General features: G+C 68.9%; 19 protein-coding genes. 3 read left to right on the forward strand and 16 right to left on the reverse strand.

Annotation, left to right across the window (positions count from 1 at the left end):
- Positions 1–8 precede the first annotated feature (8 nt).
- The 5 genes from ABEG18_RS23490 to ABEG18_RS23510 form a co-directional block, all read right to left on the reverse strand.
- Positions 9–641: an ABC transporter permease gene (locus tag ABEG18_RS23490; protein WP_406855456.1), complete on the reverse strand. Its 633-nt coding sequence runs from the start codon at positions 639–641 to the stop codon at positions 9–11.
- Positions 642–657: 16 nt separating this feature from the next.
- Complete coding sequence (locus ABEG18_RS23495) at positions 658–1,287, reverse strand: ABC transporter permease (protein WP_406855457.1); 630 nt, start codon at positions 1,285–1,287, stop codon at positions 658–660.
- A complete protein-coding gene (gene hutH / locus ABEG18_RS23500; protein WP_406855458.1) occupies positions 1,284–2,795 on the reverse strand; it encodes a histidine ammonia-lyase in 1,512 nt (503 codons plus the stop codon). The genes ABEG18_RS23495 and hutH overlap by 4 nt, the downstream gene beginning before the upstream one ends.
- 48 nt (positions 2,796–2,843) lie before the next feature.
- On the reverse strand, positions 2,844–3,722 hold the full coding sequence (locus ABEG18_RS23505) for a glycine betaine ABC transporter substrate-binding protein (protein ID WP_406855459.1): 879 nt from the start codon (positions 3,720–3,722) through the stop codon (positions 2,844–2,846).
- A gap of 91 nt (positions 3,723–3,813) precedes the next feature.
- On the reverse strand, positions 3,814–4,509 hold the full coding sequence (locus tag ABEG18_RS23510) for a DUF1684 domain-containing protein (RefSeq protein ID WP_406855460.1): 696 nt from the start codon (positions 4,507–4,509) through the stop codon (positions 3,814–3,816).
- 357 nt (positions 4,510–4,866) lie between these two features.
- Between ABEG18_RS23510 and ABEG18_RS23515 the strand changes: the two genes are divergently transcribed.
- Positions 4,867–5,223 carry a hypothetical protein gene (locus tag ABEG18_RS23515; protein ID WP_406855461.1) on the forward strand — a complete coding sequence of 119 codons (357 nt, stop codon included), beginning with the start codon at positions 4,867–4,869 and terminating at the stop codon, positions 5,221–5,223.
- 12 nt (positions 5,224–5,235) lie between these two features.
- Here ABEG18_RS23515 and ABEG18_RS23520 read toward each other — a convergent pair whose 3' ends face one another.
- The 3 genes from ABEG18_RS23520 to ABEG18_RS23530 are packed head-to-tail and all read right to left on the reverse strand — an operon-like array spanning position 5,236 to position 8,341.
- A complete protein-coding gene (locus ABEG18_RS23520; RefSeq protein WP_406855462.1) occupies positions 5,236–6,111 on the reverse strand; it encodes an efflux RND transporter periplasmic adaptor subunit in 876 nt (291 codons plus the stop codon).
- A complete protein-coding gene (locus ABEG18_RS23525) occupies positions 6,111–6,317 on the reverse strand; it encodes a DUF1656 domain-containing protein (RefSeq protein WP_406855463.1) in 207 nt (68 codons plus the stop codon). Before ABEG18_RS23525 ends, ABEG18_RS23520 begins: the two co-directional genes overlap by 1 nt.
- Positions 6,314–8,341 (reverse strand): FUSC family protein, encoded by a 2,028-nt coding sequence (locus ABEG18_RS23530; protein ID WP_406855464.1) that lies wholly within the window; start codon positions 8,339–8,341, stop codon positions 6,314–6,316. Before ABEG18_RS23530 ends, ABEG18_RS23525 begins: the two co-directional genes overlap by 4 nt.
- Before the next feature lie 222 nt (positions 8,342–8,563).
- Here ABEG18_RS23530 and ABEG18_RS23535 point away from each other — a divergent pair, with 222 nt between their 5' ends.
- Positions 8,564–9,451, forward strand: a complete 888-nt coding sequence (locus ABEG18_RS23535) for a PhzF family phenazine biosynthesis protein (RefSeq protein ID WP_406855465.1) — start codon at positions 8,564–8,566, stop codon at positions 9,449–9,451.
- A 40-nt stretch (positions 9,452–9,491) separates the two neighbouring features.
- On the opposite strand, the gene ABEG18_RS23540 is transcribed toward ABEG18_RS23535, so the two are convergent.
- The 5 genes from ABEG18_RS23540 to ABEG18_RS23560 are packed head-to-tail and all read right to left on the reverse strand — an operon-like array spanning position 9,492 to position 14,295.
- Positions 9,492–10,694 (reverse strand): M20 aminoacylase family protein, encoded by a 1,203-nt coding sequence (locus ABEG18_RS23540; RefSeq protein WP_406855466.1) that lies wholly within the window; start codon positions 10,692–10,694, stop codon positions 9,492–9,494.
- The gene (locus ABEG18_RS23545) at positions 10,691–11,485 is read right to left on the reverse strand and encodes an amino acid ABC transporter ATP-binding protein (RefSeq protein WP_406855467.1); all 795 of its coding nucleotides are present in this window, start codon (positions 11,483–11,485) and stop codon (positions 10,691–10,693) included. Before ABEG18_RS23545 ends, ABEG18_RS23540 begins: the two co-directional genes overlap by 4 nt.
- Positions 11,482–12,390 (reverse strand): amino acid ABC transporter permease, encoded by a 909-nt coding sequence (locus tag ABEG18_RS23550; protein ID WP_406855468.1) that lies wholly within the window; start codon positions 12,388–12,390, stop codon positions 11,482–11,484. The genes ABEG18_RS23545 and ABEG18_RS23550 overlap by 4 nt, the downstream gene beginning before the upstream one ends.
- Before the next feature lie 22 nt (positions 12,391–12,412).
- Complete coding sequence (locus tag ABEG18_RS23555) at positions 12,413–13,282, reverse strand: ABC transporter substrate-binding protein (RefSeq protein ID WP_406855469.1); 870 nt, start codon at positions 13,280–13,282, stop codon at positions 12,413–12,415.
- Between the two features lie 56 nt (positions 13,283–13,338).
- Positions 13,339–14,295, reverse strand: a complete 957-nt coding sequence (locus tag ABEG18_RS23560) for a nitrate ABC transporter substrate-binding protein (RefSeq protein WP_406855470.1) — start codon at positions 14,293–14,295, stop codon at positions 13,339–13,341.
- Positions 14,296–14,397: 102 nt separating this feature from the next.
- Between ABEG18_RS23560 and ABEG18_RS23565 the strand changes: the two genes are divergently transcribed.
- Positions 14,398–15,783: an aminotransferase class I/II-fold pyridoxal phosphate-dependent enzyme gene (locus ABEG18_RS23565; RefSeq protein WP_406855471.1), complete on the forward strand. Its 1,386-nt coding sequence runs from the start codon at positions 14,398–14,400 to the stop codon at positions 15,781–15,783.
- A gap of 17 nt (positions 15,784–15,800) precedes the next feature.
- On the opposite strand, the gene ABEG18_RS23570 is transcribed toward ABEG18_RS23565, so the two are convergent.
- The 3 genes from ABEG18_RS23570 to ABEG18_RS23580 are packed head-to-tail and all read right to left on the reverse strand — an operon-like array spanning position 15,801 to position 18,720.
- Complete coding sequence (locus ABEG18_RS23570) at positions 15,801–16,541, reverse strand: Asp/Glu/hydantoin racemase (protein WP_406855472.1); 741 nt, start codon at positions 16,539–16,541, stop codon at positions 15,801–15,803.
- A complete protein-coding gene (locus tag ABEG18_RS23575; protein WP_406855473.1) occupies positions 16,538–17,635 on the reverse strand; it encodes an ABC transporter ATP-binding protein in 1,098 nt (365 codons plus the stop codon). The genes ABEG18_RS23570 and ABEG18_RS23575 overlap by 4 nt, the downstream gene beginning before the upstream one ends.
- Entirely contained in the window at positions 17,632–18,720 is a 1,089-nt protein-coding gene (locus ABEG18_RS23580; protein ID WP_406855474.1) for an extracellular solute-binding protein, read from the reverse strand. Before ABEG18_RS23580 ends, ABEG18_RS23575 begins: the two co-directional genes overlap by 4 nt.
- Positions 18,721–18,752: the final 32 nt, after the last annotated feature.

Here is an 18,752-nt window from a genome sequence, read left to right on the forward strand (position 1 = left end):
GCCTTTCATCAGTCGCGAAGCCCCGTGGAGCGCGTCATGACCCGTTCCAGGGCCGCGAAGGCGAGCTCCACCGCCAGCGCCAGCAGCGCCACCGCGAGCGCGCCCGCGACCAACTGCGGAAAATTGAAGTTGGCCATCCCGGAGGTGATGAGCTCGCCGAGCCCGCCGCCGCCGATGAACGCCGCCAGCGTGGCGGCCGAGACGATCTGCACGGCGGCGGTTCGCACGCCCGCGAACACCACCGGCAGCGCCAGCGGGATCTCGATGCGGGTCATCACCTGCCGGTCGGAGAACCCCTGCCCGCGCGCCGCGTCGACGATGTCGCGGTCGACCTCGGTCAGGCCCGTATAGGTGTTCAGCAGCAGCGCCGGCAGCCCGTAGAGCGTCAGCGCCACCACGGACGGCAGGAAGCCGGTCCCCAGCACCGGCAGCATGATCACCAGCAGCGCCAGCGACGGCACCGTTCGCAGCACGTTGACGATCCCGATGGCGGCGCCCGCCAGCGCGCGGCGACGCGTCAGCGCCAGCCCGAGCGGCAGCGCGATCAGCAGCACGGCCGCGAGGGCGGCGGCCGAGAGCCAGAGATGGTTCTGCAACGCCACCGTGAAGATGCGGGGATTGTCGGCGATCCACTGGAGCATCAGCGCGCATCCGCCATCACAGGGCGTCCGCCTGCGCGGCGCGCAGCCGCATCTCGACCCGGCGCAGCGCCTCGTCGCAAGCCACCGCGAGCGCCGAGGTCGCAATGGCCCCGATCACGACCTTTTCGCCGAAATCCTGCGTGATGCCCTGGAAAATGATGTCGCCGAGCCCACCGGCGTTGATGAAGGCCGCCACGGTGGCGACCGACACCTGCGTCACCACCGTGATGCGGATCCCGGCGACGATCACCGGCATGGCGAGCGGCAGCTCGACGGCGAAGAGCTGGCGCATCGGGCCGTAGCCCATCCCCTGCGCGGCGTCGAGGATGTCGGGCGAGACCTGCCGGAGCCCCGTCGACACGTTGCGGATGATGATCAGGAGCGCATAGGCGACCAGCGCCACGATGGCGGGCCAGAAGCCGAGACCAAGATAGGGGATCAGCAGCGCGAAGATGGCCAGCGCCGGCACGGTGTAGAGCGCGCCCGACACGAGCAGGATGAATACCGCGAAGCCAGGACGCCGCGCCGCCACGACGCCGAGCGGCAGGCCAAGCGCAAGCGAGATCGCCAGCCCGACGCCAACGAGCTGGATGTGCTCCCACAGCGCGACCAGCAGGCGGTCGTAGTTCTCCACCAGCCAGGTCATGCGCTGGCGTCCGACGGCTCGAGCCGCCACGGCAGCTCGCCATCGAGGATGCGCAACGCCAGCGCCTCGTATTCGCGTCCCATCGGGCGGTCGTCGCCCAGCGGCCCCACGGCGGCGCGCACGAAGTCGTACGCAAGAGCTGCGCCATGGCCGAGCGTGACACGCTCGCGCAGATCCACGGCCTGGGCTGCGACCACGAGCTCGATCGCGACGAGCCGGGCGAAGCGGCGCACCGCCGCGTGCAGCTTGTCGACGATGCGGGGCGTCATCGGGGCGTAGTCTTCCACCCCGTCGGCGACCGGGACGGTGAGCGCCCCCACCGGATGCGCGAGATGGCGGATCTCGGCCTCCAGCGCGGAGGCGGTTTTCTGCGTGGTCGCGAACCCCGAATGCGAGCCGCCATGGCGGGTTAGAAATCGCGGCAACCCGCTGGCGCCCGGCGACATCAGCTTGGTGATCCGGGCGGCCGAGATCGCCGCGAGATGCGATAGCGCCAGCCCGGCGGCCTCCAGCGCGAGCGCCAGTTCGGTTGTGTCGAAGTTGACGCTGGACAGCATGGCGTCCCGGTCCGGCAGCACCACCGGGCTGTCGCCGACGCCGTTCAGTTCGGCCGTCGCGACCGCTTCCGCGGCCTCGCAGGCCCGCAGCGCGCAGCCGAACACGGGGGCGAGAGTGCGAAACGAGATCGGATCCTGCACGCGCGGGGCGACTCCGGGTCCGAACAGGGCGGAGCCATCGAGCGCGGCCCGCAGCGCCCGCAGGCCCGCCGCATGGCCTTCCAGGCCGCGCAGGCGGCCGAGGTCGGGGTCCAGCGGCGACAGGTTGGCGCGGTAGCCCTCCAGCGACAAGGCGCCGGCCAGGATCGCCGCTTCCAGAACCGCCCGCAGATCCACAAGGGCGAGCGCCGCCAGGCCGATGCTCTGGGCGTTGCTGTTGAGCAGCGCCAGGGCGTCCTTGGGCCCCAGCGTCGCGGGCGCGAGCCCGGCCGTCGCCAAAGCGTCGGCGCCGGACACCACAGCGCCGTCACGCTCGGCCTCGCCTTCGCCGATCAGCGGCAGGAACGCCTGCGCGAGCGGGCTCAGGTCCGCTTCGCCGAGCGAGCCGATGCGGCGCACGCGCGGCGTCACGCCCTTGTTGAGCAGGGCCGCCACGGCGTCCACGAGCGGTGGCGAAATCCCGGAGGCTCCCCGGCAGAGGCCGGCCAGGCGGGCGGCCAGCATGGCCCGTACTTCATCGGGCGCCATGCACTCACCGACGCCGACCGCGCGAGCCCGGATGGCCCGCGTCTGGAAGGCCGCGATCTGCTCCGCGTCCAGCCGGGTGTCGACCGCGGCGCCGAGGCCGGTGGTCAGGCCGTAGACGGCGTCATTGCGCCCAAGCGCGCGATCGACCACGGCGCGCGCCGCCGCAAGGCGCGGTCCGACGCTCACGTCGAGGCGCACCGGCGCGGCGCAACGCGCGACCGCAACGATGTCCGCCAGCGCGACGGCGCTCCCGCCGAACGTCACCGCGTCGTGTTCAGGTTCCGCCCCCACGGACCTGGCCCGCGGCTCAGGTCACAGGCCCTTGCTCTTCAGGAAGTTGGCCGCCACCGTGCGGGGCTCCTTTTTGTCGACTTCCACCTGCCGGTTCAGCTCCTGCATGGTGGGATTGTCGAGCGCCGCGCCGACCTTCTCGAGCACCGCCACCACCTTCTCGTTGGCGGCGATGTCCGGGCGCACCACCGGGGCGAGGTAGTAGGGCGGGAACAGCGACTTGTCGTCTTCCAGCGCGATGAACTTCTCGGCCGCGATCTGCCAATCGGTCGAGAAGCCGTTGGCGACGTCGACCTGCTTTTGCGTGAGCGCGTCGTAACGCAGGCGCAGCGCCGCGAACTGCTTGAACTCCTGGAACTCGGCCCCGTAGACCTCCTTCAGGCCCTTGATGCCGTCGCGCCGATCCACGAACTCCGCGCCGGCGCCGAGCTTCAGCTTGGAGGACGCCTTGCCGAGGTCGCTCAGGGTCTTGAGCCCATATTCCTTGGCGGTGTCGGGCCGCACCACGATCGCGTAGCCGTTGTTGATGCCAGAGGGCTTCAGCCAGGTGAGGTTGAACTCCTTCTCGTAAAAGGCCTTCACCATGCCGCGGACCTTCTCGGGATCCGTCTCGGTCACGCCCTGCGCCTTCATGACGGCGTTCAGCCCTGTGCCGGTGTATTCCGGGTAGAGGTCGATCGCGCCGCTTTTCAGCGCCTCGTGCGCCACCAGCGTGCCGCCGAGGTTGATCTTGCGCTCCACCTTGAAGCCCGCTCCTTCCAGGGCGGCCGCGTAGAGCTCGGCGACCACGAACTGCTCGGTGAAGTTCTTGGAGCCGATCTTGATCGTCTGGGCCGACGCAGTCGACACGGATACGAAGGAGAACGTCGCCGCCACGGCGAGAAAACGCGCGATACGCATGTGGATAGCCCCTCGGAGGTTCATCCGGGCAGGCTATCCGTTGAACAACCCGGCGCAAGCACTCAATCGCGGCAGGCTCATCAACTCGCCGTCAGACCAGGCGCAGGCTCGACGGCTCGCGGCGATCGTCCGAAGCGTCGCGCTCGCCGCCCGCGATGGCCCGCTTGAGCCGGTTCTCGATCGGCGAAAGCGGGCAGACCCAAGCCTCCGAATAGGCGCAGGAGGGGTAGTAGCTGAAGTTGAAATCGAGGATGAGCCGCCCGTCTTCGGAGGCGCCGAGATCGGCGCTCTTGATGGTGTCGAGCAGGTAGCGCCCACCCGCAAATGTCGTCCAGCCATTCGTGGCGTCGTTGAAGGGCAGGAAGACGCCGCCCGCATAGCCGTTGATCCAGTAGAGCGTCAGCTCCTTGCCGAGAGGCTGCTCCAGCCCGTCCGTGAGCGCGAAGGGCACGAGCGTCATCAGCCCGTCCTTGCCGGCTTCGGCGCGGATCGTCTCGCGGTCGCCGGCGGGCTGCAGCGCGACCGTAAAACGCAGCGCGGGATCATACGGGAAGTAGCTCACGCCTTCGAACTGGGCGCGCCGCGCCTGCGACAGCGGCGATTGGGCGTGGCCGCGAAACAGCCGGTCGCGAGTCTCGCGCCACAACGCCCAGCCTCGCTCGGGCTCCATCTTGCGGATGTCGGCATAGAGATCGCCGATCGTGCGCCGCCAGTCGAGCAGGCTGGCGTGAAGATCGAGCTTCGCGCGTGCGTCAACGCGGTCCCGAGCATGGTGTTCGTCCAGCATCGAAGGCTCCCTGGCGCATGGCGCAGTTCACGCCGAACCAGAACGCATATGGAACCGAAGGGTTTCATCGCAAGCCGCGGCGACGCCGAACCGGCGGAGGTTCGCGACTCGTCCGCGCTATCGCCCGGCCGCCGCGACGACGATGCAGGCCTGGATCGGGCAAGCGTCCCGGTCATGCGCTCCTGGCATGTGTAATCCACGCTGCCTAAGGGATCCGGTCGGGGCGAGTGATAGAATCACGGCTTGCATTCCCACCGCTGTTGGGAGGGCGTGATGAGACTGTCTCCGCTCACTCTGCTTGCTTGCTGTCTTGCGACTTCGTCGGCTTGGGCGAACGAACGGGTCCTTACTTTTCGCATGATCGATCTCTACACCGTGAGCGACCAGCGAGGCGCAGAGCACCTGTTGGGGATCGCGATCGGCGACGGCGGTCGTCTGGTCCAGAAAGACCATCTGGTCCACCAGCTTCCGGATGGCCGCTATGCGGGCACATGCACCTATGTCTTCGACGACGGATCGACCGTGACCGCCGAATTCACGCTTGTCCAAAACGGCCTGGACTACAGCGCGGACTACAAGGTTCTCTCAGGCACAGGCGCGCTCGCCGGCGGCCAGGGCGTGGGGCGCCTCAGGACCATGAAGGGCTTCGAAGGGGCCTCGAGCTCCACCGGAGTGTATGAGGTGCAGTTCAAGGTCGCTGCGCCGGGGTTGTGACCCGGCGAAGGCCTAGGGTTTTTCGCCGTCCCGCCGTTCCACCACGACCGTCGCGGTCATCCCGGCGCTGAGCGTGACGCCGGGCGGCAAGGCGTCGAGGCTGATCCGCACAGGGATGCGTTGCGCAAGCCGCACCCAGTTGAAGGTCGGGTTGACGTTCAGGATCAGGTCTCCGCCCTGGACGATCTCGCGATCCGCGATGGCGCGGGCGACGCTCTCGACGCGTCCGCGCAGCTCGGGCGCGAACCCCATCAGGCGGATCGCCACAGGGTCTCCCTCGTGAATGCGGGAGATCTTCGTCTCCTCGAAGTAGCCCGACACGTAGAACGAGTCTTCGTCCACCAGCGCGGCGAGCGCCCTGCCGGCCGTCGCGTAATCACCGGCGTGGATCTGCAGGTTGGTCACGAAGCCGTTGGCGGGCGAGCGCACCTCCGTGCGGTCGAGGTTCAGCCGGGCGACGTCGAGTTCGGCCAGCGCGGCGCTGTAGGCCGCTTCGGCTGCGGCCAGGGTCGCGGCCGACTGCTCGCGCTGCTCTTCGGTGATCGCCCCCGTGGTGAGACGCGAGCGCCGCTCGAACTCGCGGCGCTTCTGGTCGCGATCGCTTTCACGACCCTGCGCGGTCGCCTCGGCCTGCGCCAGGGCGAAGCGGTAGCGCGCCGGGTCGATCACGAACAACACGTCGCCCGCGCGGACGCGCTGGTTGTCACGGACGCGCACCTCCACCAGCGCGCCGGACACGTCGGGCGCCACGCCGAGCACGTTCGCCCGTACGCGGGCGTCCCGCGTCCAGGGCCGTTCGACATAGGCGCGCCAGGCGAAAAAACCCGCCACGGCCGCCACGACCGCCAGCAGAACGGTGAAGAACACGCGAGACAGGGAGGCGAGCATCAGAAACGACCGAACACGATGAGCACCAGGGCCGATAGGATGAGGACAAAGGCCGAAAGGTTGAACAGCGCCGGATGCCAGACACGGCGCTCGACGCCCGCCAGGGCCAGCCCGCGGCGAAGGACTAGCCAGACCACGGCGGCGATGACGAGCAGGGCGGCCAGGGGCGACAGGAAGACGCCGAAGACGTCGAGTTCCCGGATCATGCCGGCGCCTCCACAGGGATCTGCGCGACCAGCGGCTGCTGGGCGCGGAAGAAGTCGGAATGCCGATCGAGCGTGGCCCGAATCGCCGAGATGGTGACGAGCGCGGCCTCGGCCGCGCCTCCCTCGCCGTCCTGAAGCAAGGCCGCCATGGCGGCGGTCGCGGGAGCGGACGGCAGTTCATCCTGCGCGCCGCCGGCGAGGCGCCGGAAATGGCGCGCCAGCGCCGTGAGCGCCGCGTCGATCAGCCTGCGCTGGGGCTCGGGCAGCGCCGACGCAGCCTGGCGGAGCGCCACGATGTTGAGGCCGATGCGCAACGCGGCGAGCACTCCCTGCACGACGGCCCGCTGCACCGGCGCAGCGGGATCGAGCCGCGAGAACAGGGCGTTGATGCGGTCGAACATCACGCCCTCGAACCGATCCCGATGCGCCGGGGTTCCGACCTTCGCCAACCGGGCGAGATCGCGCAGCGTGGCGGCGTGGATGCGCTCCACCGTCCAGGCGACCCCGAGCGGCCTCAGCAGGCGGAACGTCAGGATCCCGACGCCGATGCCGGCCAGCAGGCCAAGCGCGCTATTGGCGAAGGCCGCGAAATCGGCCAGTGGCGTCGAATTGGCGAGGCCGAGCAGCGCGGTGAAGTTGAGCCCCAGCGGGGTCGCGCTCGCGCCGATCCTCGGCAGGCCCAACAGCATGCCGAACGGGACGAAGAAGATCGCCAGAACCGCCGCGAGCCCCGCGAAATCGTCGACCAGCGGCAGCACGCCGAAAAGCGCGACGCCCGCCAGCACGGCGGAAGCGACCGTCGAGCGCAGGAACGCGCCCGCAGCCGCCGCCGGATCGTCGAGGGGGGCCATGATGCTGCAGATGACGGCGGCGAAGACCACCGCCGAGCCGCCGCTGGGCCAGCCGGTCCCGATCCACAGGGCGGATGCGGCCAGCACCGACGTCGTCGAAATGGCGCCGCCGACGAGCGCGAGGATCGGCTCGCGATAGCGCACCGAGCCGACGCCCGGGCCCGCGCCGACGCGACGGCCGGCGAAGACCGCGTCCCTCAGCCGTCCGATCCGGCCCTGCAGCGTCAGCACGTCGTCCAGTCGCGCCAGCATGTTGCGCGAGAGGATGAGGCGGGGGTCACGCTGCATGGCCGGGAGATCGGGAGTCGCGCGGGCGATGGCGTCCCGAAGCTCCGCGACGAGCTGGCGGCGCTCCGCGCCGGGCGGCGGGCCTGTCCGCGGGTCGAGGAGGCCCGCGGCCTTCTCCAGCAGCGCCCTCAACGCTGGCGCGCCCGGCAGGTCGATCGTCCGCATGAGCGCAATACGGTCGTGGAGAGAGATCAGCATCGACATCAGCGTGAGGATCCGACGCTGCAGCGCGCTCGCCCCATGGGAGGCGGCGCGCATCGCCGGCGTGTCGAACCGTGCGAAGACCCGCAGATTGTCCAGGCTGACCGCATCGGCCACCATGGCGCGGCGATCGGCCAAGCCCTGGGCGCTGTCTTCGTCGGCCCGCAGCGTGTCGGCGGCGAAACGGCGCACGGCTTCGATCGTGCGGTCGGCTGCGGCGCGCAGCTGGTCGCCGGCGGTCCGGGGCAGGATGACCTGGCTCACCACCGTTCCGCACAGGATGCCGAGCGTGATCTCCAGGCATCGCGCCGTGGCCGTGTCGAACACGGTCAGCGGCGCCATCGCGGCCGGGACGCCGATGATCGCCGCCGTGTAGCCCGACAACATGGCCCCGTAGGAGGACGGCGCGTCGCGCAGCAGCACGGAGACGCCCGTGCACAACCCGACCCAGACCGCCAGCGCGACGAGGAAGAAAGGCGGCGCGTCCGCCAAGGCCGCGACCATCAGCACGGCCATGACGGCGCCGACCAGCGTCCCGACGACCCGGTACAGGGCCTTGGCGGCCACCATCCCGGCGATGGGCTGCGACACGACCAGGACGGTCAGCATGGCCCAGGACGGCTGCGGCAGATCGGCCGCGAAGGCGACCCACAACGCCAGCATCGCCGCCGAAAACGTTTTCACCGCAAAGATCGCTTCAGGCCAGTCTACACGGGGCATCGCGGGTTCACCGAAGCGCGAAAGGGTCCGACGCAGTCGCCAAACGCACAAAGCTGCGGATGGTCTCGCCCGACGCCGGCATGGCGGCCCGACGCATCACCTCGGCTGATGGGACGCATCTCATGGCTGCGTTGGACCTGCGCCCAAGGCGCTGGCACGACTGTGGTTCGACGTGGGGAGCCTGCGATGCCGCGCTTTGCGTATGAGACCGTCGACGTCTTCACCGACCGCCCCTTCGGCGGCAATCCGCTCGCCGTGTTCACCGACGCCCGCGGGATGACGGACCTGCAGATGCAGGCCCTGGCCGCTGAGATGAACTACAGCGAGACCACCTTCGTGCTGCCCGCCGACGACCCGGCCCACGATGCTCGCGTCCGGATCTTCCACCGCACGGCCGAGATGCCGTTCGCAGGCCACCCCAATGTGGGCACCGCCTGGGTCCTGGCGCGCCAGGGCCGCGACCGGGGCGGCGTACTCCGTTTCGAGCAGAGGGCGGGCCTGGTGGAGATCGACATCGAACGCGACGCCGCGGGCCAGGCGACCGGCGCCGTGATCGCCGCGCCCCAGCCTCTGTCGCGCGGACTGGAGTTCACCGGCGAGGAGATCGCTCTCTCCGTCGGGCTGGAGGCCGCCGAAATCGTCACGGCCGCGCACCGGCCCGTGCAGGCCTCGGTGGGCGTTTCCTTCGTCCTGGCGCAGGTCGCGCCCGCCGCCCTGGCCAGGGCCACCCCGGATCTGGCGGCTTTCCGGGCGCTTGCGGCCAGGCATCCGGGCCTCGCGGGCCGGCTTTCGCTGTTCCTCTATGTCCGGGAGGGCTCCTCCATCAGGGCTCGCATGTTCGCCCCGCTTGCGGGGACCTGGGAGGATCCGGCCACCGGCAGCGCCAGCGCCACGCTGGGCGCGCTCCTGCTGTCGCTGGACGGCGGCGATGCGGCCGCCTTCTCGATCACGCAGGGCGTGGAGATGGGCCGCCCCAGCCAGCTGCTGGTGTGGGCGCGCCGGACCCAGGACGGACTGCGGGCCCGCGTCGGCGGCTCATGCGCGCCGATGTTTCAGGGCGAAGCGGTCCTCTGACGCCCAGCGCGCTGCGCACGCCAATCCGCGCAACTCAGTCTCAGGACGCTCGCGCCCGGTCCTCCGCGAGGAAGCGCTCGGCGAGCCGCGCCCACAAGGCGGCGCCGGTGACGAGGCTGCCATCGGCGAAATCGTAGCCGGCGCTGTGCAGAATCGGCGACCGTTCGCCGTTGCCAAGGCGCAGGAAGCTGCCGGGCCTATGCTGCAGGTAGTAAGCGAAGTCCTCGCTGCCGGGCAACATGGGGCACGGGTGGACGTTGTCGGCGCCGACAAGCTCCCGCGCCACCTCCGTGGCGAAGGCCGTCTCGGCCTCGCTGTTCACGACGACCGGATAGCCATGCTCCCACGCGATGTCGACGGTGGCGCCATGGGCCGCGACGGTGTTGGCCGCGATCGCCCTGATGCGGGCCTCCAGGAGGCTCCGCGTTCCCGGCGTGAACGAGCGTACGCTGAGCCCGAGCTCGGCCGCCTCCGGGATGACGTTGGTGGCCGTTCCCCCGTGGATCGTGCCGACGGTGACCACGGCGGCGTCGTTCGGATCGACATTGCGGGCGACGACCGTCTGCAAAGCCATCACCGTGGCGGCCGCCGCGACGACCGGATCGACGGTGAGGTGCGGCCGAGAGGCGTGGCCGCCCTTGCCCCGGATGCGCAGGAAGACGGTGTCGCTCGCCGCCATCATCGGCCCGGACCGGGTCAGGATCGTCCCCTCGGGCGCGCCCGGGTGATTGTGCAGGCCGAAGATCGCGTCGCAGGGAAAACGCTCGAACAGCCCGTCGGCGATCATCGCCTGAGCGCCCGAATTCCTGCCGGCCTCCTCCGCGGCCTGGAACACCAGGACGACGGTCCCGCGGAAGCGACGGGTGCGGGCGAGGTGCTCCGCCGCGCCCAGCAGGACGGTGGTGTGCCCATCGTGGCCGCAGGCGTGCATCTTGCCGGGATGCTTGCTGGCGTAGGGCAGCCCTGTGGCTTCGGTGATCGGCAGGGCGTCCATGTCGGCCCGGATGGCGACGCTGCGTCCGCCCTCCCCCTGGCGCAGCACGCCGACCACCCCATGGCCGCCGATGTTCCGCGTCACCTCGTAGCCCCAGCCTTCCAGCTTCTCCGCCACGAAGGCGGAGGTTCGCACTTCCTCGAAGGACAGCTCGGGGTCGGCGTGCAGGCGCCGGCGGAGGTCCGTGAGTTCGGCCTCCCGGGGAGCGAGATCCGAAACGGTGGAGTACTGGTTCGATCCAGGCGTCATGACAGTTCCGAAGTCCGATGGTCTCGCACGAAGCGGCTGAGGAACGCGCGGGTGCGCGGATGGGATGGGGCGCTGAGGATGTCGCCGGGCGGACCCTGCTCGACGATGACGCCGCCATCCATGAACACGACGCGGTCGGCCGCTTCGCGGGCGAAGCCGATCTCATGGGTGACGACGATCATGGTGAGGCCCTGCGCGGCGAGCTCGCGCATGGTCGACAGCACCTCGCCCACGAGTTCGGGATCGAGCGCGGACGTCGGCTCGTCGAACAGCATCAGCGTCGGCCGGATGGCGAGGGCCCGGGCGATCGCGACCCGCTGCTGCTGACCGCCGGAGAGCTGACGCGGATAGGCGTTTTCCTTGTCGGACAACCCCACGCGAGCCAGCAGCTCCCGCCCATACCGCATGGCCTCGCCGGGCTCCTGGTGGTGCACCCCGATGGGGGCCTCGACCACGTTCTGCAGGGCCGTCATGTGGCCGTAGAGATTGAACTGCTGGAACACCATGCCGATCTTGCGGCGCTGAACCGCGATCTGACGTTCCGGCAGACGCGTCAGCCGCTCGCCGTCGAGGCGGTAGCCGATCTGCTCGCCATCGACCTCGATCGACCCCTGGTCGATGGTCTCCAGGTGGTTGATGCAGCGAAGAAACGTGGATTTGCCAGACCCTGAGGGGCCGAGGATGACCACGACCTCGCCGGGCGCGACATCGAGATCGATCCCCTTCAGAACCTCGTTCGATCCGAAGGCCTTGTGGACGTCGCGGGCGCGTACGACAGGCTGCATGGTCATGACGCCGCGCGTCGGGCGGTCGTGACGGCGCGATCCCCGCGACTGTAGTGGCGTTCGATGAAGCCCTGCATGACGTTCAGGATGGACGTCACCAAGAGGTACCAGAACACCGCGACCAGCAGCATGGGAATCACTTCGAAAGTGCGGTTGTAGATCGACTGGACCGAGTACAGCAGATCGGCCATGGCGATGACGCTGACCAGCGATGTCGCCTTGATCATGCTGATGAGCTGGTTGCCGGTGGGTGGGACGATCGCCTTCATGGCCTGGGGAATGACGATGCGCCGCAGAATGCGGACGCGCGTCATCCCGAACGCCTGGGCGGTCTCCGTCTGGCCCCGGTCGACCGACAACAGGCCGCCGCGGATGATCTCGGCCATCAGGGCCGCTTCGTTGAGCGACAGCCCGATGATGGCCGCCGTCAGCGGCGTGATCAGGCTGTTGGTGTCCCACGAGGCCAGCGTCGGCCCGAAAGGCACGACGATCGAGATCTTCGGAAACAGGATCGAAAGATTGTACCAGAAGATCAACTGCACCAGCAGCGGAGCGCCACGGAAGAACCAGATGAACAGCCCGGCGAGCGAGGACGCCAGGCGGCCGCCCGAGATGCGGGCCACCGCGATCAGCAAGCCGAACCCGACGCCCAGCGTCATCGCGACGGCGGTGAGGCCTAGCGACACGGACAGCCCCTTGAGGACGGTAGGGTCCAGAAAATACTGGGCGACCACCGGCCAGCCGAAATTCGGGTTGATGGCGCAGATGTAGAGAAATCCGCCCAGGATGGCCGTCGCCAGGACCCACGCCGCCGCCCGCCCGAGGGGCAGGGGAGCATGCGCCCTGCGGACGTCCCGAAGAGCATCGGCCGGCATGCGGGCTGGCGAGGCGAGTGCGGTCGATGACGACATGGCGGGCTCCCCGGCGTTCGGCTTACTGGCCCTGGTTGATCCCGGCCTGCTTCACCACGTTGTTCTCGAGGCCCCATTTGTTCATCACGGCCGCGTAAGCGCCGTTGGCGATCAGGATGTTGAAGGCGTCCCGCAGGACCTCGGCCAGCGGCGAGCCCTTGGCCACCACGGCGCCCTGGTAGATATCCTTGAAGCCGTTGGCGAGCCCGACCCCGGAGAGCTCCAGCTGTCCGTTCGCCTGCTTGACGAAGTAGGCCAGGGGAGCCTGCGAGGAAAAGAACGCGTCCGCGCGCTTGGAGCGGACGGCCATGATGGACGCGGGCTGGTCGGTGTAGGACTGCACTTCGACGGCGGGCTTGCCGAGCCCGGCGCACTTTTCCGAGAATTCCTTGACGACCTTTTCGGCCGACCCGCCCGCCATGACGGAGATCCGGGAGCCGCAGGTCGTCTCGAGCGAAACGATCTTCTTCGGGTTGCCCTTGTCGACGGCGAAGACGACGTATTCGCGCGCCCAGTCGACGAAGTCGTTGGACTTCTGCCGGTCGGGGTAGTCTCCGACAGGCCCGATGGCGAGTTGATAGCGACCGGAATTTACGCCGCTCAGCAGCGCAGGAAGTCCGGCCACGGACGCGTGCTCGATGGTGATTCCGAGCAGTTGCCCGATGGCGTCGGAGATGTCCTTCGTCGCGCCTGTGAGTTCGCTCCCAGTGACGATCTCGTAGGGCGGGAAGGAGCCGTTGTTGACGGCGGTCATCTTGCCGGCCTTGCGGATCTCTTCCGGCAACCGCGCCCTCAGTCCCTCGTCGACCTTCTGCGCCGGCGCGGTCTGGGCGAGCGCCGCAGGGGCCGCCAAGGCGACCAGCGCGGCCACGACGAGTGCTTTCATGGTCATCGGCGTTCTCCTTTGGCGAACGAGGCGGGGCGGCTGATTCTGACTTGGCCCCGCCTTCAGGCTTTCAGGCCCGGAAAGAGCGTCTCGACTCCGACGGGCTTCGGAAGGATGCCCTGCTGGTGCAATTCAACGCCGAAATCGGCGATCATGCGCGCATTCTGCTCCAGACCGCTGTCGTTCCAGTCGGGCGCCAGCGAGCGGCCGGCGAAGAGCAGCTCCTCGAGGACGAAGGGCGAGGTTTCGGCATATTTCCGCCGCTTCGCCGTCCAGACCCGCTGGCTTTCATCGACGAGGCTTGAAAGCTCGTCGGCGATCCAGGGATGCTCGCGCAGGATGGCCGTCTTGACGCCGAGCAGATGATGCGCCGGCACGTAGCCGACATCATCGTAATAGGCGCACTCGGCGCCCCGGAAATCGCGGAGCAACGGCCGGAAACCCGATCCGCGAGCGAAGAAGCCGTCGGGCATGAACGGCGTGAAGACGGCGTCGAGATCGCCTTTCGCCAGCATCTCCATCATCGGGCGTTCCGCCGGATCGGTCTCGATCAAGCCGGGGCGACCGAAGCCGTCGAGCCGGTCGACGATCGGGTGCTGCGCGGTGAGGCGCCCGGCGATCCAGAACGCATCTTCCACCCCGACGCCTTCGCGCCGCAGGGCCGCGCGCGTCCAGGTGTTGCCGCTGTCGCGCCAACCCGTCACGCCGATCCGCTTGCCCTTGAGCTGGGACAGGCGCTCGAGCGGGCTCGCCTCGCGGGTGATGACGCAGCGATGGCGAAAGCCGCGCATGATGAAGCAGGGGAGGCCGACATAGTTCGCCTCGCCCTGCGTCATGGCCGACGCATGGCGGCTGAACGACAGTTCGGCCGCGTCGAATTCCTCGGTGGTCGAGAAGCTCGCCAGCAGCGTCGCCACCCGGGTGATCTGCAGTTCGAGCCGGTCCGACACGACGTCTCGCAGCAGGAGCGGCGTCAGGTAGTCCCAATCGCGCGTGGCGATCCGCAAGGTGACGGTCACGACTGAACCCTCGTCATCTAGTTCGGCCGAACCTACCGACGCATCGATGGGCGCGCAAAAGTTATTGTGTTACTGAACATTCATTTCGGCAGGCGGGCGGCGATGGAAAAGACGTTCGATGCACGCTGGTTCGTGAGCCGTCTGGGCAACCCCACGCGGCGCGGCATCGCGCAGGAGACGGCGGCCCTCGTGCGGACCGGCGCACTGCCGGTCGGCGCCAAGCTGCCCACGGTTCGCGACCTGGCCTACGAGCTGCGCGTCAGTCCGGCGACCGTCTCGCAGGCCTGGGCGGATCTGCGGCGGCACAAGATCATCAGCGGCCGGGGGCGAAACGGCTCCTGGGTCATCAGCGACAGTTTCACGCCTCGTCCTGAGCGGCTGATGAGCGGCGGCCTCACGCCGCGGCCGGGCCTCGTCGACCTCGCCCGCGCCGTCCCGGATCCCGCGCTTCTGCCGGATCTGGCGGAGGCGCTGGCCTTCGGCGCCCAGGCCGAAGGCTTGAACAGCTACGCCCGGGTCCGCATCCTGCCTGTCCTGGAACGCGCCGTGCGGGCGTCATGGCCCTATGACGCCGCGGCGTTTCTGGCGACGGACGGGGGCTACAGCACCATCTACACGCTGCTTCACGCCCTCGTTCCGCCCGGAGCCCCTGTCGCGGTCGAAGACCCGACGGGCCTGCGCATCCTCGACATCCTGGAGGACATGAACGTCCCGATCGTGCCCGTGGCCTGCGACGGCCTGGGGCCGCGGTCCGACGCCCTGGCCGAGGCGCTCGCGCGGCGCCCCGCGATGTTCATTTTCCAGCCGCGCGTGCACGCCGTCACCGGAAACCTGCTCTCGGCGCGCCGCCTGGATGAACTCGGCCGCCTGCTCCAGCGCAGCGACACGCTGGTGGTCGAGAACGACGGCGTCGGCGATGTCACGAACGCGCCGCGGATCTCGCTCGGAGGCAGGATGCCTGACCGCGTCATCCATGTCCTGTCCTACTCCAAGGCGCTCGGTCCCGACCTGCGCCTGGCGGTCATGTCGTCATCCGCGGTCATCGCCGAACAGATCCAGACCTTTCGCGGCTTCAGCGCGGGATGGACGAGCCGCATCCTGCAGGCCGCGACGGCCTGGCTGCTCGACGACCCGGCGACCGCCGTCCGCGTCGCTCACGCCCGGAGCGTGTACCAGGCCCGGCGCGAGAGGCTCGCCGCCGAATTCCGGAGTCTCGGCGTCGACGTCGAGCCCGGACATGGCCTCTCGTTCCTGGTCCCGGTCGCCCAGGGACACGATGCGGCCTCGCTGCTCTCGAGCGAGGGAATCGCCGTGGCCCCGGGTCGGAATTTCTCACTGGCGCCGCTCGACTTCGTCCGGGTGGCGGCCAGTTGCGTGCCGGAGAGCCAGGCGGCTCACACTGCGCGGATCATCGCGCGCGCCCTGACGCCCGGCGATCTCGCCTCCTCGCCGCTCGTCACGGCGCCCGAGCTCGGCCCGCCGGAATAAGTGCGGACCGTCCTGGCTCACCGTGTGAACGCGCTGCCCCAGCGGCGGCCGGGGGAGGGATCGACGCCGGCCAGGACGAGCGCTTCGCGGACGCCGATCGAGACTGAATCGTAGATCGGGACGCCGTATCGTTGTTCGAGGTCCGCGACGAGCGGGGCGGCCGGGAAATTGGTGCAATAGGTGATGATCGAGTCGGGTTTGGCCGACGCGACATGGGCCACCATGGCGGCGATTTCAGAATCCGGGATCTCGCAATAGGAAAAATTGTCGGTGCGCCCGGCGTGAGCTTCCGCCGCGCAGGCGTAACCCTCCCGGCCATAGACCTCGACGATCTTGTCCTGGTAGGCCTTGGCGTAGGGCGTGACCAGGCCGAAGCGCTTGACCCCGTCGCGCTTGAAGAAGCCCTCGACGCCCAGCGTGGAGGTCGTCGCCTGGCGGCCCGTCAGGGCCTTGATCCGGGCGCACAGGTCCCGGTCGGCGTCGAACCCGATGCTGCCGCCTTTGCTGCCGTTCCACAGGATGACGTCCGGCCGGGCGTGGCCGAGCAGGACCGCGGCGTCCAGCATCCCCCGCCAGTCGTAATCGCCCGAGTAGCTGTCCTTGGAGCCGACGACGGACACGCGAGAGTAGTGACCCGACACTTGCGGGAAATCGGCCAGGATCGCGGTCGTGATGCGCTCCACCACGATGTTGGCCGACGGCGTGATCGTGCCGAGCGAAATCGTCTGCCGGCGGAACGGATTGTCGCCAATGTTCATGCGTCGTCCCTGACGATGCGGTTGCGCTCGGCGTCCCAGCTGGCCAGGACGGCGTCGCCGGGCTGGATCGCCAGGGCGACGCCCTCGCCGGCGTTCTGGCGGAACGCGAGGAGCGGCCGGCCACTCGGCAGGCGAAGATGCAGTTGGGTGGAGACGCCGCGATAGACGATCTGGTCGACCGTGGCCGCCACCTGGTTCGGGGCGGGAGCATGGCCCGCCGCGGGCATGACCTGCACGGCCTCGGGCCGCACCGCGACGGTGACTCGCCCGCGCGCCTCGGGCCCGACCGTCTGCAACCGCAATCCGTCGCCGATGTCGACCATGGCGCCGCCCGAGATCGGAACAGCCGCGCCGTCGAAGAAGTTGGACGCGCCGATGAAGCTCGCCACGAAGCGTGTCGCCGGTCGCTCGTAGATCTCGGAAGGGCCGCCGATCTGCTCGATCTTGCCCCCGCGCATCACGGCGATGCGGTCGGACATCGTCAGCGCCTCCTCCTGGTCATGCGTGACCATGATGGTGGTGATGCCGAGCCGTTGTTGCAGCGCGCGCAGCTCGATCTGCATGCTTTCTCGCAACGACTTGTCGAGCGCGCCCAAGGGTTCGTCGAGCAACAGCACGGCCGGTTCGATCACGATGGCGCGCGCCAGCGCGACGCGTTGCTGCTGGCCCCCGGACAACTGGTGCGGCATGCGCCCGGCGAAACCGCTCAGCTGGACGAGGTCGAGCGCGCGCTCGACCTTGCCCCGGATGTCGGACGCGGCGACGCCGCGCATTTCAAGTCCGAACGCCACATTGGCCGCCACCGTCATATGCGGGAAAAGAGCGTAGTTCTGGAACAGCAGCCCGATATTGCGCTTGTGGACCGGAACGTTGGTGATGCTGCGGCCCTTGACCGTGATGCCGCCCGCGTCCGGCACGATCAGGCCGGCGATCATGCGCAGCATCGTGGTCTTGCCGCAGCCGGACGGGCCGAGCATGGACAGAAGATGCCCCTGCCCCACCACGAAGCTGACGTCGTCCACGGCGGGCGCGCCGCCGTAGCTTTTCGTCACCCCGTAGACGTCGACGTCGTGGTCGCGCGCCGCTTCGGTCATGCGACGAAGATCCCGTTGAGCTTCTCGATCCAGCTCGCCCGCACCTTGTTGACGTGCGCCCAATCCGGGCTGAACAGCTTCATGTCGTCCATCTTGTTGAGCGGATAGGCGAGCAGCTTGGCGATCTCGGGCTTGAAGGTGAGGCCCTCGATCGGCGGGGCCGCGATCGCGAACTCGGCCAGGGGCTGCTGCACGGCGGGCGACAGCATGCGGTTCATGAACTCGGCGCCGAGGTCCTGGTTCGGGCCGCCCTTCACCATCACCTGGCAGTTCACGCCCGCGAAGGCGCCCTCCTTGGGGTAGCACATGTCGATGTTGGCGCCCTGCAGCGTGTAGGGTGAGACGTATTTCGAGTATTCGATGCCGCCCACGTCGCCTTCGCCCTGGGCCACAAACACGGCCGCGTTGTTGCTCTCGTACAGGTTGAGGATGTTGGGCTTCAGCTCCTGCAGTTTCGGCCAGGCGGCGTCGGCCAGATACTGCGCTTCCTGGTAGGGCCTGCCGGTGACGAGCGCCGCGGTGGCGATGACCACGAAGACGCTGGGCGTATTCTTGGTGCTCACGAGGGAGACGCGCTTCTTGAAGCGCGGGTCCCACAGGTCGGCGTAGCTCGTCAGCGGCTTGGTGGCGGTGGGGTTGAAGAACAGGCCCGCGGTCGAGACCGCCAGCGCGACGCCGTACCCGTCCTCGTAGATGAAGCGCGGGAACACCTTGGCGATGTTCGGCATCTTGTCCCTGGGCAGCGGGTCGATGAGCCCTTCGCGCTTGGCGATCTCGACTCCGAGGTCGTCCACGAACATCACCGTATATTTCGGCGCGTCCTTGGTGGCGCGCAGGCGCGAGATCTGGCCGAGCGTGGTGCCTTCCTCGGCCAGCACTTTGCAGCCGAAGTCCTTCTCGAAGGCCGGCAGCACGTTCTTGCGAATGAACTCGCCCTGCGGGCCGCCCCAGATGCCGACCTGGATCTGCTTGCCCTGCGCCCAGGCGTTGGGCCGGAAGATCATGGGGGCGGCGAGCGCCGCCGCGCCGCCGAGGAGGAGACTGCGGCGCCCTACGCCCTGCTTGCCGGTATCCTGATCAGACATCGCGTACCTCCAGGTTGGCGGCGCGTCCCGGG

The organism is Alsobacter sp. KACC 23698 (genome assembly GCF_045348435.1).
Classification (GTDB): Bacteria; Pseudomonadota; Alphaproteobacteria; order Rhizobiales; family Beijerinckiaceae; genus Alsobacter.

Excerpts from the sequence above, each read along its gene's own strand:
- ABEG18_RS23495 (WP_406855457.1), bottom strand. The coding sequence starts at position 1,287 with ATGACCTGGCTGGTGGAGAACTACGACCGCCTGCTGGTCGCGCTGTGG.
- ABEG18_RS23545 (WP_406855467.1), bottom strand. The coding sequence starts at position 11,485 with ATGACCATGCAGCCTGTCGTACGCGCCCGCGACGTCCACAAGGCCTTC.
- ABEG18_RS23510 (WP_406855460.1), bottom strand. The coding sequence starts at position 4,509 with ATGCTGGACGAACACCATGCTCGGGACCGCGTTGACGCACGCGCGAAG.
- ABEG18_RS23555 (WP_406855469.1), bottom strand. The coding sequence starts at position 13,282 with ATGACCATGAAAGCACTCGTCGTGGCCGCGCTGGTCGCCTTGGCGGCC.
- ABEG18_RS23540 (WP_406855466.1), bottom strand. The coding sequence starts at position 10,694 with ATGACGCCTGGATCGAACCAGTACTCCACCGTTTCGGATCTCGCTCCC.
- ABEG18_RS23505 (WP_406855459.1), bottom strand. The coding sequence starts at position 3,722 with ATGCGTATCGCGCGTTTTCTCGCCGTGGCGGCGACGTTCTCCTTCGTA.
- ABEG18_RS23550 (WP_406855468.1), bottom strand. The coding sequence starts at position 12,390 with ATGTCGTCATCGACCGCACTCGCCTCGCCAGCCCGCATGCCGGCCGAT.
- ABEG18_RS23565 (WP_406855471.1), top strand. The coding sequence starts at position 14,398 with ATGGAAAAGACGTTCGATGCACGCTGGTTCGTGAGCCGTCTGGGCAAC.
- ABEG18_RS23570 (WP_406855472.1), bottom strand. The coding sequence starts at position 16,541 with ATGAACATTGGCGACAATCCGTTCCGCCGGCAGACGATTTCGCTCGGC.
- ABEG18_RS23520 (WP_406855462.1), bottom strand. The coding sequence starts at position 6,111 with ATGCTCGCCTCCCTGTCTCGCGTGTTCTTCACCGTTCTGCTGGCGGTC.
- ABEG18_RS23575 (WP_406855473.1), bottom strand. The coding sequence starts at position 17,635 with ATGACCGAAGCGGCGCGCGACCACGACGTCGACGTCTACGGGGTGACG.
- ABEG18_RS23525 (WP_406855463.1), bottom strand. The coding sequence starts at position 6,317 with ATGATCCGGGAACTCGACGTCTTCGGCGTCTTCCTGTCGCCCCTGGCC.
- ABEG18_RS23535 (WP_406855465.1), top strand. The coding sequence starts at position 8,564 with ATGCCGCGCTTTGCGTATGAGACCGTCGACGTCTTCACCGACCGCCCC.
- ABEG18_RS23515 (WP_406855461.1), top strand. The coding sequence starts at position 4,867 with ATGATCGATCTCTACACCGTGAGCGACCAGCGAGGCGCAGAGCACCTG.
- ABEG18_RS23490 (WP_406855456.1), bottom strand. The coding sequence starts at position 641 with ATGCTCCAGTGGATCGCCGACAATCCCCGCATCTTCACGGTGGCGTTG.
- ABEG18_RS23580 (WP_406855474.1), bottom strand. The coding sequence starts at position 18,720 with ATGTCTGATCAGGATACCGGCAAGCAGGGCGTAGGGCGCCGCAGTCTC.